The sequence below is a fragment of the Arthrobacter sp. NA-172 genome, from assembly GCF_043952055.1.
Classification (GTDB): Bacteria; Actinomycetota; Actinomycetes; order Actinomycetales; family Micrococcaceae; genus Arthrobacter.
Window position 1 is genome coordinate 1,605,696 of sequence record NZ_JBINOT010000001.1, and the last position, 14,711, is coordinate 1,620,406.

A 14,711-nucleotide genomic window follows, 5' to 3' on the forward strand; every position below is an offset into this window, starting at 1 on the left:
GCGTGTTCGCGCGCCGTTAGGGCGACGAACGCGCCTTGCGCACCCGATGTTCGCTCAGGATGGAGAGCCGATTGAAGGCATTGATGCCTATACACGCCATGCACAGCACGCTGATCTGCTCCTCGGAGTAGACAAGCCGTGCGCGGGAAAACAACTCCGCCGTGGGACGCGCTGTGCTCATTCGAGTGATTTGTTCGGCCAACTCAAGCGCCACCTTTTCGGCCTCGTTGAAGAGCTCTACTTCGCCATAGACGGGAACCAAAGCCAGCCGCTGCTCAGTCTCTCCGAGGCCGATGGCGCGGCGGTGGTGGAGGTCCAGACAGAAGGCGCAGCCGTTGATCTGCGAGGCCCGGTAGTTCACCAACTCCAAGGTGGTGCGTGGGATCCCGGTCCTGTCCGCCTCGGCCGTGACCTGCTCGGCGTAACCTGAGAGCGCTTGGTAAAGATCAGGCAGTTGCTTGTCCAGATAGCCAGCGAGTCTCGGTGTATTTTCGCTCATTCGCAGAGCCTATCGGAGGAACCTTCCCAGTCCCTGCAGACCGCTGCGTTATTTGACGCAGGGAATGGCACCACCTTGGAGTGCCCCGGTGGAATCCGCGTAGACGTTGCTTGCGGGTGCTGACGGGGTAGCTGCTGGTGCTGACGGGGTAGTTGCGGCTTCCGAGGCGGGTGGCACTTCGGGTGCGGGCGCGGCAGGCGAGGCAGCCGCCGTCGCGGTCGCCGTCGTCGTCGGTGCGGGTGGGACCGGGGTGAGGAGTTCCTTGACGGTCGCCTGCACCTGGTTGATGTCCACGGTGTTGATGGAGGCGCCATCCGGGGACGTTCCGAAACCTGTGATCGGCAAGGTGGTGAAAGAGATGTTTCCCCCGGTCAGGGAAGTCGCCTGCTGGGCGAGTTCCAGGAGGTTCAGTTCCGAGTCCACCACGATGTTCTTGCTCACGGCATCCAAGACGCCTTGCATTTTCCCGAGGTCGGTGAAGGTTCCTGCATCTTTGAGTTGGTGGGAGACGGATGCGATGAACGCTTGTTGGCGGCGTTCGCGGTCCAGGTCAGAGAAGAGGTAATTCGGGTCGCTGGTGTCCCTGCGTTGTCGGACGAAGGCCATGGCCTGTTTTGCATCGATCTGCTGCATGCCGCCCTTGAAGTTCGCCCCGGAGAAAGTGTCCTGCGTGGCCCGGTTGATGCACACGGTGATGGGCGCAATTGCCTGAGCTGTCTGGTAGAACGCCGCCATGGTGACTTCGAGGAAGTGGTCGATGTGCACGCTGCCTAGGAACTTCGTCACGGTGGCGATCTCGGCCGTTCGGCCGGCGTCGCGGGCTGCTTGGTATGTCGTGTCGTCGTCGGGTTTGCCCGCATTTATCAAGGAGGTCTTCTCCGCCGCGAAACCGTAGCCGTATGCCTCCTTGATTTTCGCTTTGAACGGGCCGCTCCCCGGTATCCCGTCAACCTGGACATAATCATCACGAGGAATGGATATCCCCGTGGCTTTGGACCCGTCTGCGGGGATATGGATGAGCATCAGGACGTTGGAGTTGTAGCCTCCGATGTTTTCGTCCCCGGCGTGGAGGGCGTCATACATCTCTGGGGGAAGAGGCTTGCCTTTCTCATCAACTCTTGTATCCAGTCCCATGATCAGGATGTTGGTGTCCTGGCTGAGCTTCGGCACCGCCTGAGGCTGGGATTTCAGATCCTTGAGAACCTCGGATCGTTGGACGTTGTTGTTGACTTTCACCGCTGTCGCGCCCACATAGGCGAGGGGGACGGTGATGGCCAATGCAACGCAGGCAACCGCCGAGAGCATGATGATGGATTTGCGCCGCGACTTTCGGCGCATGTGCCGTGGGCCTCCGGCAGTTCCCTCTCCGCGCGGCGGTGCGACGGGTGGGCGGTGGTGCCCATCGACCATGAAATCCTCCTGACAGCCGACATTGACTTGTGCAGGGATTCGCGGCAATGTCTGAAGCCAATAATGACAGCAGTCGGGGCGTCAGCAGTTGATGATTGTTGCTGGCGCCGTTATTTTTCTGAGTTGATTGGTCTTAACCTCCGCCGACGCCCATAGAAATGCTAGGGAAGTACAGTGAGAACGAATCAATCCGGAACAACCCTGCTCGACAGGACGTTTCGCGTCAGCCTTGTCCTGAAGGGACTGGATGGCGTTCTGGAACTGATCGGCGGCATACTTCTTCTCTTGGTGACGCCGCAGCAAATCGGAGATCTAGTCCGGTCGCTCACCCAGCACGAACTCGCCCAGGACCCTCACGATTTCGTGGCCAATAGCCTGCTGCACGCGACGTCCAACCTCTCGGGGTCCGCGTCGCTGTTCGGGGCCGTTTACCTTCTGCTCCACGGCCTGGTCAAAATCGTCCTGGCCTGGGCCGTCCTGAAGGACAAGCTGTGGGCCTACCCGTGGATGATCGCGTTCCTGCTCGTGTTCATCCTTTACCAGGGCTACAAGATCGCCGTGGCCTTCTCGTGGGGCATGGTTCTCCTGACCGCTTTCGATATTTTCATTGTCTGGATCACCGCCCGGGAATATCGCATCCACAAGGCGCGAATCCAGCAGCCCTCCCCTGCGTCCCAGCCGGCCGACTGAGGCCGTCCGCACGCGAGCTAGCTCGAAAAGTCCTGCCGATTATCCTGCTTTTTGAGCGGGAAGAGATTCTCCGACCTAATAATGTCGTACCCCTCTGGAAGGCTTTGGTTATGGCCGTAATACGGGGAACACAGCGATTCGGATCAGGCGCGCCATTCGGCGACGCGATCCCGGATGCCACGGTTCAAGATGACGCGGTCCTGCGCGTCCGGGTGAGGCACCTGATCGATGCCGTGAACTCGCTTCGGCCAGGCTCCGACAGTGCTGAACTGATAAACGAGTTGCGTGCTCTTGAGGACCTGAAGTCCGCGGCCGCGGCTGCGCAGGCCCGGATCACTGTCGCGTTCGACTCCGCCCAGCGCAGCAGTGACGCGGCGGCCGGCATCCCTAACGAGGAGCAGGGCCGCGGCGTCGGAGCGCAGATCGCGTTGGCCCGGAGGGAGTCCCCGGCCCGCGGATCCCGGCTCCTCGGACTCGCCAAAGCCCTGGTCACCGAAATGCCGCACACCCTCGCGGCTTTGGACACCGGACAACTGAACGAATGGCGCGCCACCTTGCTGGTGAAGGAAACAGCCTGCCTGGCCGCTGCGGACCGCTGCGCCGTCGATGAGGAACTCTGCGCCGACACCGGAGTCTTCGACGGCGCCGGAGACAAGGCGATCATCGCCGCGGCCCGGACCGCGGCCTACCGGCGGGACCCGCGCTCCGTCATGCAACGAGCCAGCCACGCCGCCACTGAGCGGCACGTCAGCCTCCGCCCGGCACCGGACACCATGACCTACCTGACCGCCCTGCTCCCCGTCGCCCAGGGCGTCGCCGTGCACGCGGCCCTGTCCCGGCACGCAGACTCGCTGCGCTCCGACGGGGATACCCGGTCCCGGGGCCAGGTCATGGCCGACGCCCTGGTGGAACGCACCACCGGAACGCCTGGGGGATCGCCGGTGTCGAGGTCCAGCTCGTCATGACCGACCGCACCCTCTTCCAGGGCGACAGCGAGCCGGCCCGCCTGCCCGGCTACGGCATCGTCCCCGCGGGCTGGGCGAGGGAACTCCTGGCGGGGACAAGCGGCAACACCAAACGCGGCCAGCCCGCAGTCGCCGAACCCGGCCAGCGCGGCCAGCGCGGGCAGCGCGGGCCGGGCGGACAGTCCCAAGCCGAAGAGGACCCGGCCTTCAAGGTCTGGCTCCGGCGCCTGTTCACGGCTCCCCGGACCGGGGAGCTTGTCGGCGTGGATTCGCGGGCGCGGCTCTTCCCGGCAGGTCTGCGGCGCTTCATCCAGGCCCGCGACGACACCTGCCGCACCCCCTACTGCGACGCGCCCATCCGGCATTTCGACCACATCGTCCCCTGGCACGACGGCGGACCCACCAGCCTGGCCAACGGGGCGGGACTGTGCGAAGCATGCAACCACACCAAAGAACTGACCGGCTGGACGGCACAAACCGGGTCAACACGCCCCGGGACAAGGCATGTCCTCGAAATCCGCACCCCCACCGGACACACCTACCGCTCAACAGCCCCACCACCGCCCGGGACGCGCGAGCCAGAAATTAAACGTGCGCATTCCAGGCACCACCGGCGGCGACTACGCCACCAAGCCAAGGCGTTGAAGTACGCCCATGTGACGGAATCCCAGGCTGCGTGAGTAGTGTCCGGACGTCATGAATCACCGCTACCCGCCGGCTATGAACCCACGGGCTTCATGGGCATCCTGCGCAGGGCGGCTACCGCGAACACGACGGCGAGCGGCAAGGCAACGACGACGGCGCTCAGCCACGCCCCCGTGCCCTGCCAGCCTTGGACGGCGGCGTTGAGGGCCTGAATGCTAGTCGCCGCGGCGGCGAGCAGGAAAGCCGCGGCCGCGAGCGACGGTACGAGGCCTGCCGGGAGCGCGGCTTCGCGGGGCAAGAGCCGCCATACGAGCAGGAGGACAAGGCCCAGCACTCCGAGGATCACACGGTATTCGACCACCTCGCCCCAGTGGTGCTCGGCGGCGGCCTGGGCACAGTCGAGTCCAGCGTAAGGGGCCTGCAGGACTGCGCACCTGGCGGCTGTGTAGGAGACACCGGGGAGATCGCCGGCCACGAAGCCCGCACCCCAGATCCGGCCGAACAGCTCCGACATGGCGCCGCTTATGCCGACGGCGATCGCGCCAACAGCCGCGAGGCCGATCAAGGGGCGCACGAACGCGCGCAACGGCAGCCGGGCGACGTCGCGAACGGTCGGGCGCAGAACCGGCGTCACAGTGCCGACCGGTCCGAACCGGCGGACAGCCTCGCGCTCGGCATCCTCCGGGTCCAGGCCCTGCCCACGGAGCCGTGCGGCGCATTCGCGTAGATGCGCCTCGGTCTCAGCGAGGAGCCTGCGTGCGGCAGAGGGATCGCCGTCACGCGCAGCCACGAAGAGCTCGTCGAGGTATGCGTCGATGGGCCCCACTTCGGCCCCGGCCCCGCTCCCCGCGTTCACGATGCCGCCCCAAGAACGCCCTGCACCGCGGCCGAGAAGCCTTTCCATTCCTCCACCATGCGGGCAAACTCGGCATGCCCGGCCCCGGTGAGCGCATAGACGCGCCTGCGGCCGCCGGAGTCGTCCGCCCAGCGGCTCGAGACGCACCCTGCCGCCTCGAGCTTGTGCAATGCCGGGTAGACGGAACCTTCCTGAAGCTCGAGCCGCGCGCCGCTGCGTTCGTGAACGCGCGCGATGAGGGCGTAGCCGTGCGCCTCGCCCGCACCGAGCGAGCCAAGCAGTAGGAGGTCAAGCTGTCCGTTCACTGAACTTCGTCCCATACCTAGAGAGTCTAGGTAGGAAGGAAGGTGCTGACAAGATCAAACGACCGGGCTATTTGCGGCTGGAATTCGGGCTGGCTAATGTGGCGGCAGCGCCGTCGTCGGACGCTACTCCAGAGCGGGTCTGCGGGTCATTTGAGGATATGGCAGGGCACATTGACGCCCTTGATCGGCCAGTCCACCGGGGCAATCGGGACCATGGCCACCGGACCGGCGTCCTGCGCCTGGCATGCCGTGCGAGCCTGCTCGAGGTGGTCCGCCCAGATCGGCCCGAACTCGCGGCCAACGCTCATGGGGAAAAAGTAGACCAGCAATAGCACGGCCAAGACACTGATCGAAGCTGCTCTAGCGGTGCGGCCGAGGACCTCGCCCAGAAGCGGAATGAGGGCGAGCAGGAGCATGGACGGTGCCATCGCGTAACGGCCGAGGTGCAAGCCGGCCCACCCGGCGGCGTCGAAGTGCGCATAGTCGAGGAAGTCGCGGAAGTTCAGTGCCACGGCAGCGCACGCGGTGATCACCGAGCCGCCAAGCAGCGCGCATGCGGCCACCCTCTCCCGGATCCCGCCGCGCACAAGGATGAGCACGAACGCCGCAAGGAAAAGCGCCGCGGCCAATGCCACGGGCACCCAACCGAAGCGGACCACAACACGGGATATCTGCCCGGCCGTTCCGAAGACGACTGCGGACGGACCGTCGATGAACCATCCGTACACCACCGACAGCCAGTTCACGGGTGGCGCAGCAGGGTTCTCGCGCGGGAAGGACAGTGTGGTGAACGCCTGGGCGCCCACACCGACGAGAAGGGCCAATCGCGGACCCCACATGCGCTTGTCCCGTAGCCGGTACAAGAACAGAGGGACGAACATTGCCGTCTGAATCTCGGTCAGGCCCACCAACAGGGCGGCAACTGTCAGAACGGTGCCCTCGGCCCAGGTTCGGGGCCGCTTCAGTAAGAGCCAAGGCGCCAGATACAGGAAGTACCAGTGCAGGTTCGCGAGGTTTCCGAGCGCCTCCTCCGGGCTGACGGCAACCAAGACGGGAACGGCTGCGAACCCTAGCCGGACCCAAACATTCTGGGACAGCGCAGACGAGCAGTGGAACACAAGGGCCGCAACGGCACCAACAATCAGGCACGCCGCCACTGAGACGGCGATTGCCCACCCCTCCACCGGAATCACCTTCACGACTAGCCACGCAACGCCGCGTGGCACAACGTGGAGGTACCCCTGGTAGGGGGAGAAAATGTTCCGCAGGCCGGCGTTCTTGAGCACGTCGTTGACAAAGATCCCGCCGTCCTCGGCCCACAGCGTGCCGATGGCCGGGCCCGGAAGCCTCGCCAGCGAGACCAGAGTCGAGATGAAGACGATCAAGCCGTACATGACAGGCGTTCGCCAGCGGACCGCTCGAACACGAGCGGAAACGGGAAGAGCACGACGACGCGCAACGAGAACAGCCAAATGGGACCCCCAGTGAAAATGGCAGACAGAAGACCTATACTACCGCCCCGTCGCCCGGGCCCTTGACACGGCGCGGATAATTCGCCCGGCGCGCCTTCATTGGATCCATCGGACAGATATTTCGAGGAATCGGAATGCACTGCCATCGTGAGTACGAGGGTGTGCGGAGATCTCCGTCAGGCGATTCCGAGGAAGACGAGCAGCGCCCGCTCGACCTCGACCATCTCTGTTGAGGTCAGGTGGCCGACCCGTTTGTGGGCATTGGCGCGGGGCACCGTGGTCATCTTGTCGATCATGAGCTGGCTCGTTTGCGTCAGGCCCGACCGTTGGGACGGCTCCACCGAGATCCGCAGCAGAGGTGTGTCATTCAAGGTAGAGGTCAGCGGGATCACCGTCAGGGAGTCCACATCATCAAACCGGTCATCCTGGATGACGAGGGCCGGGCGCGGCTTGGAAGCGTAACCGCCTCCGGCCACCGTCCAGATCTCACCCCTCACTCGTCGCCCCAGGGCACCGACACGGCCTCAATCCACTCATGAATGTCCGAGTGCCGGTCAGACTCCGCCACGATGGCGCTCTGCCGCTTTGCCTCCTCGGCAAAGGTCTTGGAGCGGGTGTCCGGCACCCACACCTGAATCGGCCGGAATCCCGCCTCCCGCATCCGGCGCCTGTGCTCACGTACGCGATCGTTAACACTCATGCCCCTATTGTTTCATGTAACGGCGCATGACAATAGTGGGGGGTGATCTTCTTCAACCACATGTGGGCATAAGGCACCCGGGCCACCCAGCCCTAACCCTTGAAGACCGGTGCCCGCTTCTCCTGGAACGCGCGGAAACCTTCGGCGTAGTCTTCGGTCTTGCACAGCCGCGCCTGCTCGTCGTTCTCTTCGGCCATCGCCGTCCAGAGCCCAAGGCGCTGATCGCGGATGTGCGCCACCAGCTCCTTGCTGGCCGTAAATGCGCCGGTTGCTCCCGCGGCCACCCGCTCCACGATGATCCGTGTGGCCTCCAGCAAGGCGTCGTCCGGCATGACCCGGCTGAACATCCCCTGCGCCACAGCCTCAGCGCCACTGATCAAGTCAGCCGTGTAGATAAGGTCCAGGGTCCTGTGCATACCCAGGCGTTCCGTGAAGTACCAGTGCCCGCCAGAGTCCAACGTGGCGCCCAGCTTGGCGAACGGTGAACCGAACTTGGCGTTCTCGGCCACGTATACGACGTCCGTGGCCAGCAACAGGCCGAGCCCGACGCCGAGGCACGCACCGTGCGCTGCCGCGAACGTCGGGGCGGGGAAGGCTGCCATCTTCTTGAGCAGTGGCTCCACCAGCCCGTTCAAGTAGGCCTTCGCGTCGTCGCTCTCCGGCGTCACGCCAGCAATGTCGCGTCCCGCGCAAAAGGCGCGGCCCTCTCCCCGGAGGAGAAGCGCCCGCACCATGCCGCGGGAGGCGGCGGCAGCGGCGTCGTCGTACGCTCTATCCAGTTCCGCAAGCGCTGCCTCGTCCAGCGAGTTCAGCTTTTCCGGGGCATTGAGGACAACTTCGGCGATGCCGTTGGCGATGGAGAGCTCAATCATTCGTTTCTTCCTTAGACGTCGAAGTCGACCGTGACGGATTCACTGGTGGGGTGGGCCTGGCACGTCAGCACGTAGCCCTTGTCCAGTTCATCCTGCTCCAAGGCGTAGTTCTCGTCCATGCTGACCGTCCCCGTGACCAGTTTGGCGCGGCAGGTGCCGCACACGCCACCGGCGCACGCGAACGGTACATCCGGGCGGACGCGCAACGCCGCGTTGAGGATGGATTCCCGTGCGTGGGTGGGGCTGGCGACGTCGCCGGTCAAACCATCCAGCTTGAAGGTGATCTTGAACGTGTCCTTCGACTCGTCCTCCACAACAGGCCGGCCGGCGTTGCCCTCGGGGCGATCCGGGCGGCCGGTGGTGAAGAGCTCAAAGCGTACGTGCTCGGGCGCCACGCCGCGGGCAGCAAGGGTGTCCCGGCACAGCTGGACCAACTCGAACGGCCCGCAAAGGAACCATTCGTCCACATCCTCGGCATGGATGGCGGTGCCGAGCAGCTGCTGCAGCTTCTCGGCGTCGATCCGCCCGGTCATGAGCGGCGCAATGCGCTGCTCGCGCGACAACACATGGTGGAGCGCCAGTCGCGACGGGTACTTGTCCTTCAGGTCCGCCAATTCCTCGAGGAACATGACGTCCATCGCGGCTTTGTTGGCGTAGATGAGGTCGAAGCGCGTCTCCGGGTTGGCGGCCAGCAGCGTGCGGGCGATCGCGATCACCGGGGTGATGCCGGAACCGGCAGCGATGGCCACGAAGGACCCGGCATCGCCGAACTCCCCTGCCATGTCCTGCGGATTGTTCATGGAGTTCATGACGTTCTGCTGGACGGTTTTGCCGTCCTTGCCGTGCTTGGAAACGAACGCGCCCATGGGGCTCATGACGTCCAGCGCATCGCCGGCTTTGAGCTCCGCATTCGCCCACGTGGAGAAGATGCCGCCCAGGTCCTTCTTGATGGCCACCCGGATCTCGCTGCTGCCATCCGCGAAGCTGCGCGGCTCGGTGCAGATCGAGTAGCTGCGGCGGGTCTCTTTCGGCTCGCCGCTCTCGTCCGGAAGCGTGGTGCGAAGTGCCACGTACTGACCAGGGAGGTAGTCGTACTGGCCGGCGAGCTCTGCCGGAACACCGAACGTGACCTCAATGGCGTCTTCAGTCAGGCGGCGGACTTCCGAAACGGTGAGGGAATGGAAGGACGCACGACGGCGGCCGGTGGCCTCCGCCTGTTCGGCGGCAGTCTGGCGGACAACGGGCATGTCGGATTCCTTACAGGACTTTGAAGTAGTCGAACGGTTCCCTGCAGTCCTGGCAGACGAAGAGCGCCTTGCAGGACGTGGAACCAAAGCGGGTGAGTTCCTTGGTATTCAGCGAAGAACACTGAGGGCATTTCACGGCGAGGCTGAGCCTTACGGGGCCCGAATGTCCCCCGGCTTTGGAGTGACCCGACGGCGGCGCGATGCCGTACTCCTCGAGCTTTGCCTTTCCCGAGTCGGTCATCCAGTCCGTGGTCCAGGCCGGAGCCAAGACCAGCTCAACGTAGACGCTCGGGTAGCCCTCTTTGTGGAAGGCGGTCTTGAGGTCGTCACGGATGGCGTCCATCGCGGGGCAGCCCGAGTAGGTGGGCGTAATGGTGACCTGGACAGCGGGGACCAGGCCGCCGTCTGCGTTCTGTTCCTCCGTCACCCGGACGTTCCGGAGGATCCCCAGATCCTCAATAGTGAGGACGGGAATTTCCGGATCGCAGACGGTGGCCGCAATTCCCCAGGCCTTCTGCTCGGCGGTTGTTGCCTTGGTTTGCGTTGACGTCTCTTGAAGGAACATGACGGCTACCAGCTCGCCCCGGGGTGCTCGCGGGCCAGCACCTGCATCTCGGCCAGCACGTAGCCCAGGTGCTCGGAATGCTTGCCCTGGCGGCCGCCGCCCAAGGACTGCGGGATGCGTTCGAGGTTGAGTTCATCGTCGAGACCGGCTTCGCTCAGGATCTCGCCCGTGAGCTGATCGAAGTCCGCGCGGAGGCTGGACGGCTGCACGCCCGTCTTGTCATTGGAGACGCGTGTGGTGAGCTCGTCGTCTTCGAAGAGTTCGTCCACGTACGGCCACACGAGTTTGAAAGCCTGGACCATACGACGGCGGGACTCTTCCGTTCCGCCGGCAAGCCGTAACACCCACTGGGCGCTGTGGTCACGGTGATAATCCACTTCCTTGAGCGCCTTCGCCGCAATGGCAGCGATGGTGGCATCCGTGGAACCGGTCAGGCGCTTGTAAAGCTCGAACTGGTAGAAGCTCACAATGAACTGCCGTGCGATAGTGACGGCGAAGTCCCCGTTCGGCTGCTCGAACAAGTGGGCGGAACGGAACTCGGGCTCACGGCGGAAGTACGCCAGATCGTCCTCGGACTTGTCCCAGGCCGCACCTGCGTAGGTGAGGAAGGACCGGGCGTGGCCGAGCTGATCCAGGGCGATGTTGCCCAGGGCCACGTCTTCTTCGAGCTCGGGGGCACGGGAGATCCAGTGGCCGAGTCGCTGAGCGAGGATCAGGCCGTCGTCGCCGATGCGCAGCGCATACTCGGCGACGTCGTCGCTGGGCTTGACCTGTCCCTTGCGGATCTCGAGCGCAATGTCCTCCGGACGCAGGGCGTTGCCGGGGGTAATGCGGGTGGCACTGGCGGAACCGTCGCCTGACGCGCCGGCACCAGTGACGCCTACGGAAATGTCCCCGTGGCCGTCGATGGCGAAGTCTGTGTTGTTTTCGGTGTTTTCCGCGGTCACAGGTGCTTCACGCCTTCGCTCTTTGTGTAATACGTCGCGTGGCGGTAGTCCTTGCCCTGCGGGGACTCGAAGAAGGAACCCTTGGAGTCCGGGTCGCTGGAAGAAATGGCGTCGGCGGGAACAACCCAGATGGACACGCCTTCGTTGCGGCGCGTGTACAGGTCACGGGCGTTGCGCAGCGCCATCGCCGCGTCAGGTGCGTGCAAGGAGCCCGCGTGGACGTGGGACAGGCCGCGGCTGGAGCGGACGAAAACTTCCCAGAGGGACCACGGGGTTTCGTGGGGTTCGTTGGCTCGGTTCGCTGGGGTGCTCATGCTGCGTGTTCCTTCTCTGCTTGCTTGCGGGCGTACTCGGCGGCCGCTTCGCGGACCCAGGCGCCGTCGTCGTGCGCTTCACGGCGGCGCTCAAGCCGCTGCGCGTTGCAGGGACCCCGCCCGGCGAGAACGTCTTTGAACTCGTTCCAGTCCAGGGGGCCGTGCTCCCACTTCTTGGTTTCTTCGTTGAAACGGACGTCCTTGTCCGGGAGCGTCAGGCCCAGGACCTTGATCTGCTCCACCATCATGCCGACGAAGCGGTTGCGGAGCTCATCGTTGCTGAACCGCTTGATGTTCCAGGCCATGGACTGCTTGGAGTTGGGGGAATCGTCGTCCGGCGGGCCGAACATCATCAGCGCCGGGGCGTACCAGCGGTTGACTGCTTCCTGGGCCATCTGCTTCTGGGCAGGCGTGCCGTTGGACAGTTCAAGCAGGATCTCGAAGCCTTGGCGCTGGTGGAACGACTCTTCCTTGCAGACGCGCACCATCGCGCGTCCGTAGGGGCCGTAAGACGCCCGGCACAGCGGCACCTGGTTGCAGATGGCTGCGCCGTCAACCAGCCAGCCGATGGCACCCATGTCCGCCCAGGAAACTGCGGGGTAGTTGAAGATGGACGAGTACCGGGCCTTGCCCGCAATCAAATCGCTCATCATCTGGTCTCTGCTCTGGCCGAGAGTTTCCGCAGCCGAGTAGAGATACAGTCCGTGGCCTGCCTCGTCCTGCACCTTCGCCATGAGGATGGCCTTGCGCTTGAGGCTCGGAGCCCTGGTGATCCAGTTGGCTTCCGGCTGCATGCCGATGATCTCCGAGTGTGCGTGCTGCGAGATCTGGCGGAGCAGGGTCTTGCGGTAGGCCTCCGGCATCCAGTCGCGGGGTTCGATGCGCGAGTCCTCGGAGATGATGCGGTTAAAGTACGCCTGACCGGCAGCCTCCCGCTCTTGCTCTTCCGGGGACAGCTCAGCGGGCACAGACTGCAGATTCTGCGATGCCATGGTTGCTCCTAAATATTTACCGACCGTTCGTTCAGAATATGCGGAAGGCGCGAGATGCGTCAAGCGTTCGGCGTCGGCGAGGCGGCGCGGGGCACAGGGATTTGACCGACGCGGACTCACATAAAAGACCACCTACAACGGCCCAGACTCACATCAAGGAAGCAAGGGTCCGAGAAAGGTCGACCGTCATCCAGACGTGAGATCTCGGCGTTTTCACGCGCACAAAAGGGCTGTGGAGTCTCATGACTTAATGGACACTTCTGTCTCAGGACATCGTGGACAGTGTGTCTCAGGACTTCGTGGACACTATGGCGGGATTTGCTCTGGTCATGAGCAATTTCACTCCGGATATCAAGATCCGGCTTTTGGTGGCGACATGGCCCGAGGACGCTCCGAGGGGTGCAGTGGCGCGGTTCTGCCGGCAGCACAAAGTGTCCCGGTCTTGGTTCTATAAAGTCAGGGCCGCGGCCGAGGCTTCCGGATCGATCAGGGCCATGGAATTGGGGTCCACGAAACCGAAAAGCAGCCCGGCGCAAATCGGCTCGGGAATGGTTGAAGTGGCGCTGTTGACGAGGGATTCCCTGGAGCAGGCCGGTTATGACCACGGGCCTTTGAGTGTGGCCGCGAAAATGCGCCGGCAAGGCTTCGAGCCGCCCTCCCGCGCGACTCTGGCCCGGATCTTCACCAGGGCCGGGGTCGTGGTCCCGGAACCACGGAAGAAGCCCCGCAGCGCTCTTCGCAGGTTCGTTTATCCGGAGCCCAACGGGTGCTGGCAGATCGACTCGACCGAGTGGATGCTTGCCAAGGGAACGAAGGTTGCAATCTTTCAGATCGTCGATGACCACTCCCGTTTGGCGCTGGCCTCGCTCGTGGCGAGCGGAGAGACCAGCGAAGCGGCCATCCGGGTCGTAAAAACAGCGATCGAACGCCACGGAGTACCGCGGAAGTTCCTCTCGGACAACGGATCCGCGTTCAACCCCACCCGGATGGGACGGACCGGGGCCCTGGTGGACTACCTGAAATCCCTAGGCGTGGAACCGATCACCGGCAAACCATACAAACCCACCACACAGGGCAAGAACGAACGCTTCCACCGGACGCTGCACAGATTCCTGAACAAGCAACCGCCGGCTGCCACGATGGAAGAGCTTCCAGGCCCACATCGACACGTTCGACCAGTACTACAACACCGAGCGCGAACACCAGTCGCTCCCGCCCGGAACAACGCCGATCGAGGCATGGAACACCACCCCGAAGGCCATGCCCCCGCAGCCGCCCACCCCGGAAACCACCAAAGCGAACGCACGCCGCAGCGTCCGGCGAACCGCCAATCTACACGGCGAGGCCACCGTCGTCGGCACCCGCTTCAAACTCGGCAAGGAATACATCGGCCACGAAATTCACGTCCTCTACGACGATGAAACGATCATGTTTTTCGACACCCGCGGAACGGAAATCATCAGCCACCAGCGCCCTCCGAAAGGCACGAACTACGTCGGCAACAACAAACCCCGCGGATTTATGGCCAACCAACTGTCCACAATGTCCTGAGACATGAACCGTCCACGATGTCCCGAGACATGAAGTGTCCACGATGTGCCGAGACATCACACGCGCACAAAAGGGCGAGATCTCACTTCTGGGCAGGCAGCGAGCGTCGGACGGAGGGTGGCGCTCAGGCTGCGGACGACACCGGGGCCAAGGCGGGCGGCGGTGCCAGTTGCTTCCGCGCCCAGCGGGCCAGCTTCTTGCCTTTGCCCTTCCACCAGTTGTCCTCATCCTTGTCGTGGTGCAAGCGGAAGATGATCATGACCATAACGAAAACGCCCATGGTCACGTCCATCCAAGACCATTGGATCGCCTTAGCCAGCACGCTGACGCCCATGACGAGAATCGACGGCACTGCCAGGGTCCTGAAGATGGTGCTGGCCACGTAGCGCCGATGCGAACGCGGCACGGACAGGGCACGCACCATGTCGAAACACAGGCAAACCACCACCATTGTCTGGCCTAGGTCCATCAGGATCAGCCCGGGCAACGACCCCGCGAACATGGAAGCCGATTCCATCCCCGTGCTCAACGGACTCCCTCCGTCGCTGCGGGACGCGAAATGGACACAACAGGATTGCAGGAAATACACATACGGATAACCCCCAGAGACCGGGAACTGCGTTTGAGACCAACTGAGTTCCATTCAATCGGCTGCCCCTGGGGCCGGTCACGAGTAGTGGG

General features: G+C 63.9%; 15 protein-coding genes and 2 pseudogenes. 3 read left to right on the top strand and 14 right to left on the bottom strand.

Features of this window, described 5'->3' with window-relative positions:
- Nucleotides 1-16 precede the first annotated feature (16 nt).
- Both ACF0H6_RS07945 and ACF0H6_RS07950 read right to left on the bottom strand, forming a co-directional pair.
- Entirely contained in the window at nucleotides 17-499 is a 483-nt protein-coding gene (locus tag ACF0H6_RS07945) for a carboxymuconolactone decarboxylase family protein (RefSeq protein WP_395249119.1), read from the bottom strand.
- 48 nt (nucleotides 500-547) lie between these two features.
- Nucleotides 548-1,909: an LCP family protein gene (locus ACF0H6_RS07950; RefSeq protein ID WP_395249120.1), complete on the bottom strand. Its 1,362-nt coding sequence runs from the start codon at nucleotides 1,907-1,909 to the stop codon at nucleotides 548-550.
- Nucleotides 1,910-2,083: 174 nt separating this feature from the next.
- Here ACF0H6_RS07950 and ACF0H6_RS07955 point away from each other — a divergent pair, with 174 nt between their 5' ends.
- On the top strand, nucleotides 2,084-2,599 hold the full coding sequence (locus ACF0H6_RS07955; RefSeq protein ID WP_395249121.1) for a DUF2127 domain-containing protein: 516 nt from the start codon (nucleotides 2,084-2,086) through the stop codon (nucleotides 2,597-2,599).
- Between the two features lie 110 nt (nucleotides 2,600-2,709).
- A pseudogene (locus ACF0H6_RS07960) lies at nucleotides 2,710-4,244 on the top strand (HNH endonuclease).
- A 38-nt stretch (nucleotides 4,245-4,282) separates the two neighbouring features.
- Here the strand turns inward: ACF0H6_RS07960 and ACF0H6_RS07965 are convergent.
- From ACF0H6_RS07965 to paaA, 11 genes are all read right to left on the bottom strand, one after another.
- Nucleotides 4,283-5,113: a permease prefix domain 1-containing protein gene (locus ACF0H6_RS07965; RefSeq protein ID WP_395249122.1), complete on the bottom strand. Its 831-nt coding sequence runs from the start codon at nucleotides 5,111-5,113 to the stop codon at nucleotides 4,283-4,285.
- Nucleotides 5,062-5,385, bottom strand: a complete 324-nt coding sequence (locus tag ACF0H6_RS07970) for a PadR family transcriptional regulator (protein WP_395249123.1) — start codon at nucleotides 5,383-5,385, stop codon at nucleotides 5,062-5,064. Before ACF0H6_RS07970 ends, ACF0H6_RS07965 begins: the two co-directional genes overlap by 52 nt.
- A 131-nt stretch (nucleotides 5,386-5,516) precedes the next feature.
- A complete protein-coding gene (locus ACF0H6_RS07975) occupies nucleotides 5,517-6,764 on the bottom strand; it encodes a hypothetical protein (protein ID WP_395249124.1) in 1,248 nt (415 codons plus the stop codon).
- A gap of 254 nt (nucleotides 6,765-7,018) precedes the next feature.
- Nucleotides 7,019-7,339: a type II toxin-antitoxin system PemK/MazF family toxin gene (locus ACF0H6_RS07980; RefSeq protein ID WP_395249125.1), complete on the bottom strand. Its 321-nt coding sequence runs from the start codon at nucleotides 7,337-7,339 to the stop codon at nucleotides 7,019-7,021.
- Nucleotides 7,336-7,542 (bottom strand): antitoxin MazE family protein, encoded by a 207-nt coding sequence (locus ACF0H6_RS07985; protein ID WP_395249126.1) that lies wholly within the window; start codon nucleotides 7,540-7,542, stop codon nucleotides 7,336-7,338. Before ACF0H6_RS07985 ends, ACF0H6_RS07980 begins: the two co-directional genes overlap by 4 nt.
- 92 nt (nucleotides 7,543-7,634) lie before the next feature.
- On the bottom strand, nucleotides 7,635-8,414 hold the full coding sequence (locus ACF0H6_RS07990) for an enoyl-CoA hydratase/isomerase family protein (RefSeq protein WP_395249127.1): 780 nt from the start codon (nucleotides 8,412-8,414) through the stop codon (nucleotides 7,635-7,637).
- Between the two features lie 11 nt (nucleotides 8,415-8,425).
- Nucleotides 8,426-9,661, bottom strand: coding sequence for a 1,2-phenylacetyl-CoA epoxidase subunit PaaE (gene paaE, locus ACF0H6_RS07995; RefSeq protein WP_395249128.1), 1,236 nt, complete (start codon nucleotides 9,659-9,661; stop codon nucleotides 8,426-8,428).
- 10 nt (nucleotides 9,662-9,671) lie between these two features.
- Nucleotides 9,672-10,226, bottom strand: a complete 555-nt coding sequence (gene paaD, locus ACF0H6_RS08000) for a 1,2-phenylacetyl-CoA epoxidase subunit PaaD (protein ID WP_395249129.1) — start codon at nucleotides 10,224-10,226, stop codon at nucleotides 9,672-9,674.
- 5 nt (nucleotides 10,227-10,231) lie between these two features.
- Nucleotides 10,232-11,173 (bottom strand): 1,2-phenylacetyl-CoA epoxidase subunit PaaC, encoded by a 942-nt coding sequence (gene paaC / locus ACF0H6_RS08005; protein WP_395249130.1) that lies wholly within the window; start codon nucleotides 11,171-11,173, stop codon nucleotides 10,232-10,234.
- Entirely contained in the window at nucleotides 11,170-11,487 is a 318-nt protein-coding gene (gene paaB / locus ACF0H6_RS08010) for a 1,2-phenylacetyl-CoA epoxidase subunit PaaB (RefSeq protein ID WP_395249131.1), read from the bottom strand. The genes paaC and paaB overlap by 4 nt, the downstream gene beginning before the upstream one ends.
- Nucleotides 11,484-12,479, bottom strand: coding sequence for a 1,2-phenylacetyl-CoA epoxidase subunit PaaA (paaA, locus tag ACF0H6_RS08015; RefSeq protein WP_395249132.1), 996 nt, complete (start codon nucleotides 12,477-12,479; stop codon nucleotides 11,484-11,486). The genes paaB and paaA overlap by 4 nt, the downstream gene beginning before the upstream one ends.
- 404 nt (nucleotides 12,480-12,883) lie before the next feature.
- Here paaA and ACF0H6_RS08020 point away from each other — a divergent pair.
- Nucleotides 12,884-14,053: pseudogene (locus tag ACF0H6_RS08020) on the top strand (DDE-type integrase/transposase/recombinase); the annotation flags it as partial.
- A gap of 101 nt (nucleotides 14,054-14,154) precedes the next feature.
- On the opposite strand, the gene ACF0H6_RS08025 reads toward ACF0H6_RS08020, so the two are convergent.
- Nucleotides 14,155-14,547 (bottom strand): hypothetical protein, encoded by a 393-nt coding sequence (locus tag ACF0H6_RS08025; RefSeq protein ID WP_395249908.1) that lies wholly within the window; start codon nucleotides 14,545-14,547, stop codon nucleotides 14,155-14,157.
- Between the last annotated feature and the right edge of the window lie 164 nt (nucleotides 14,548-14,711).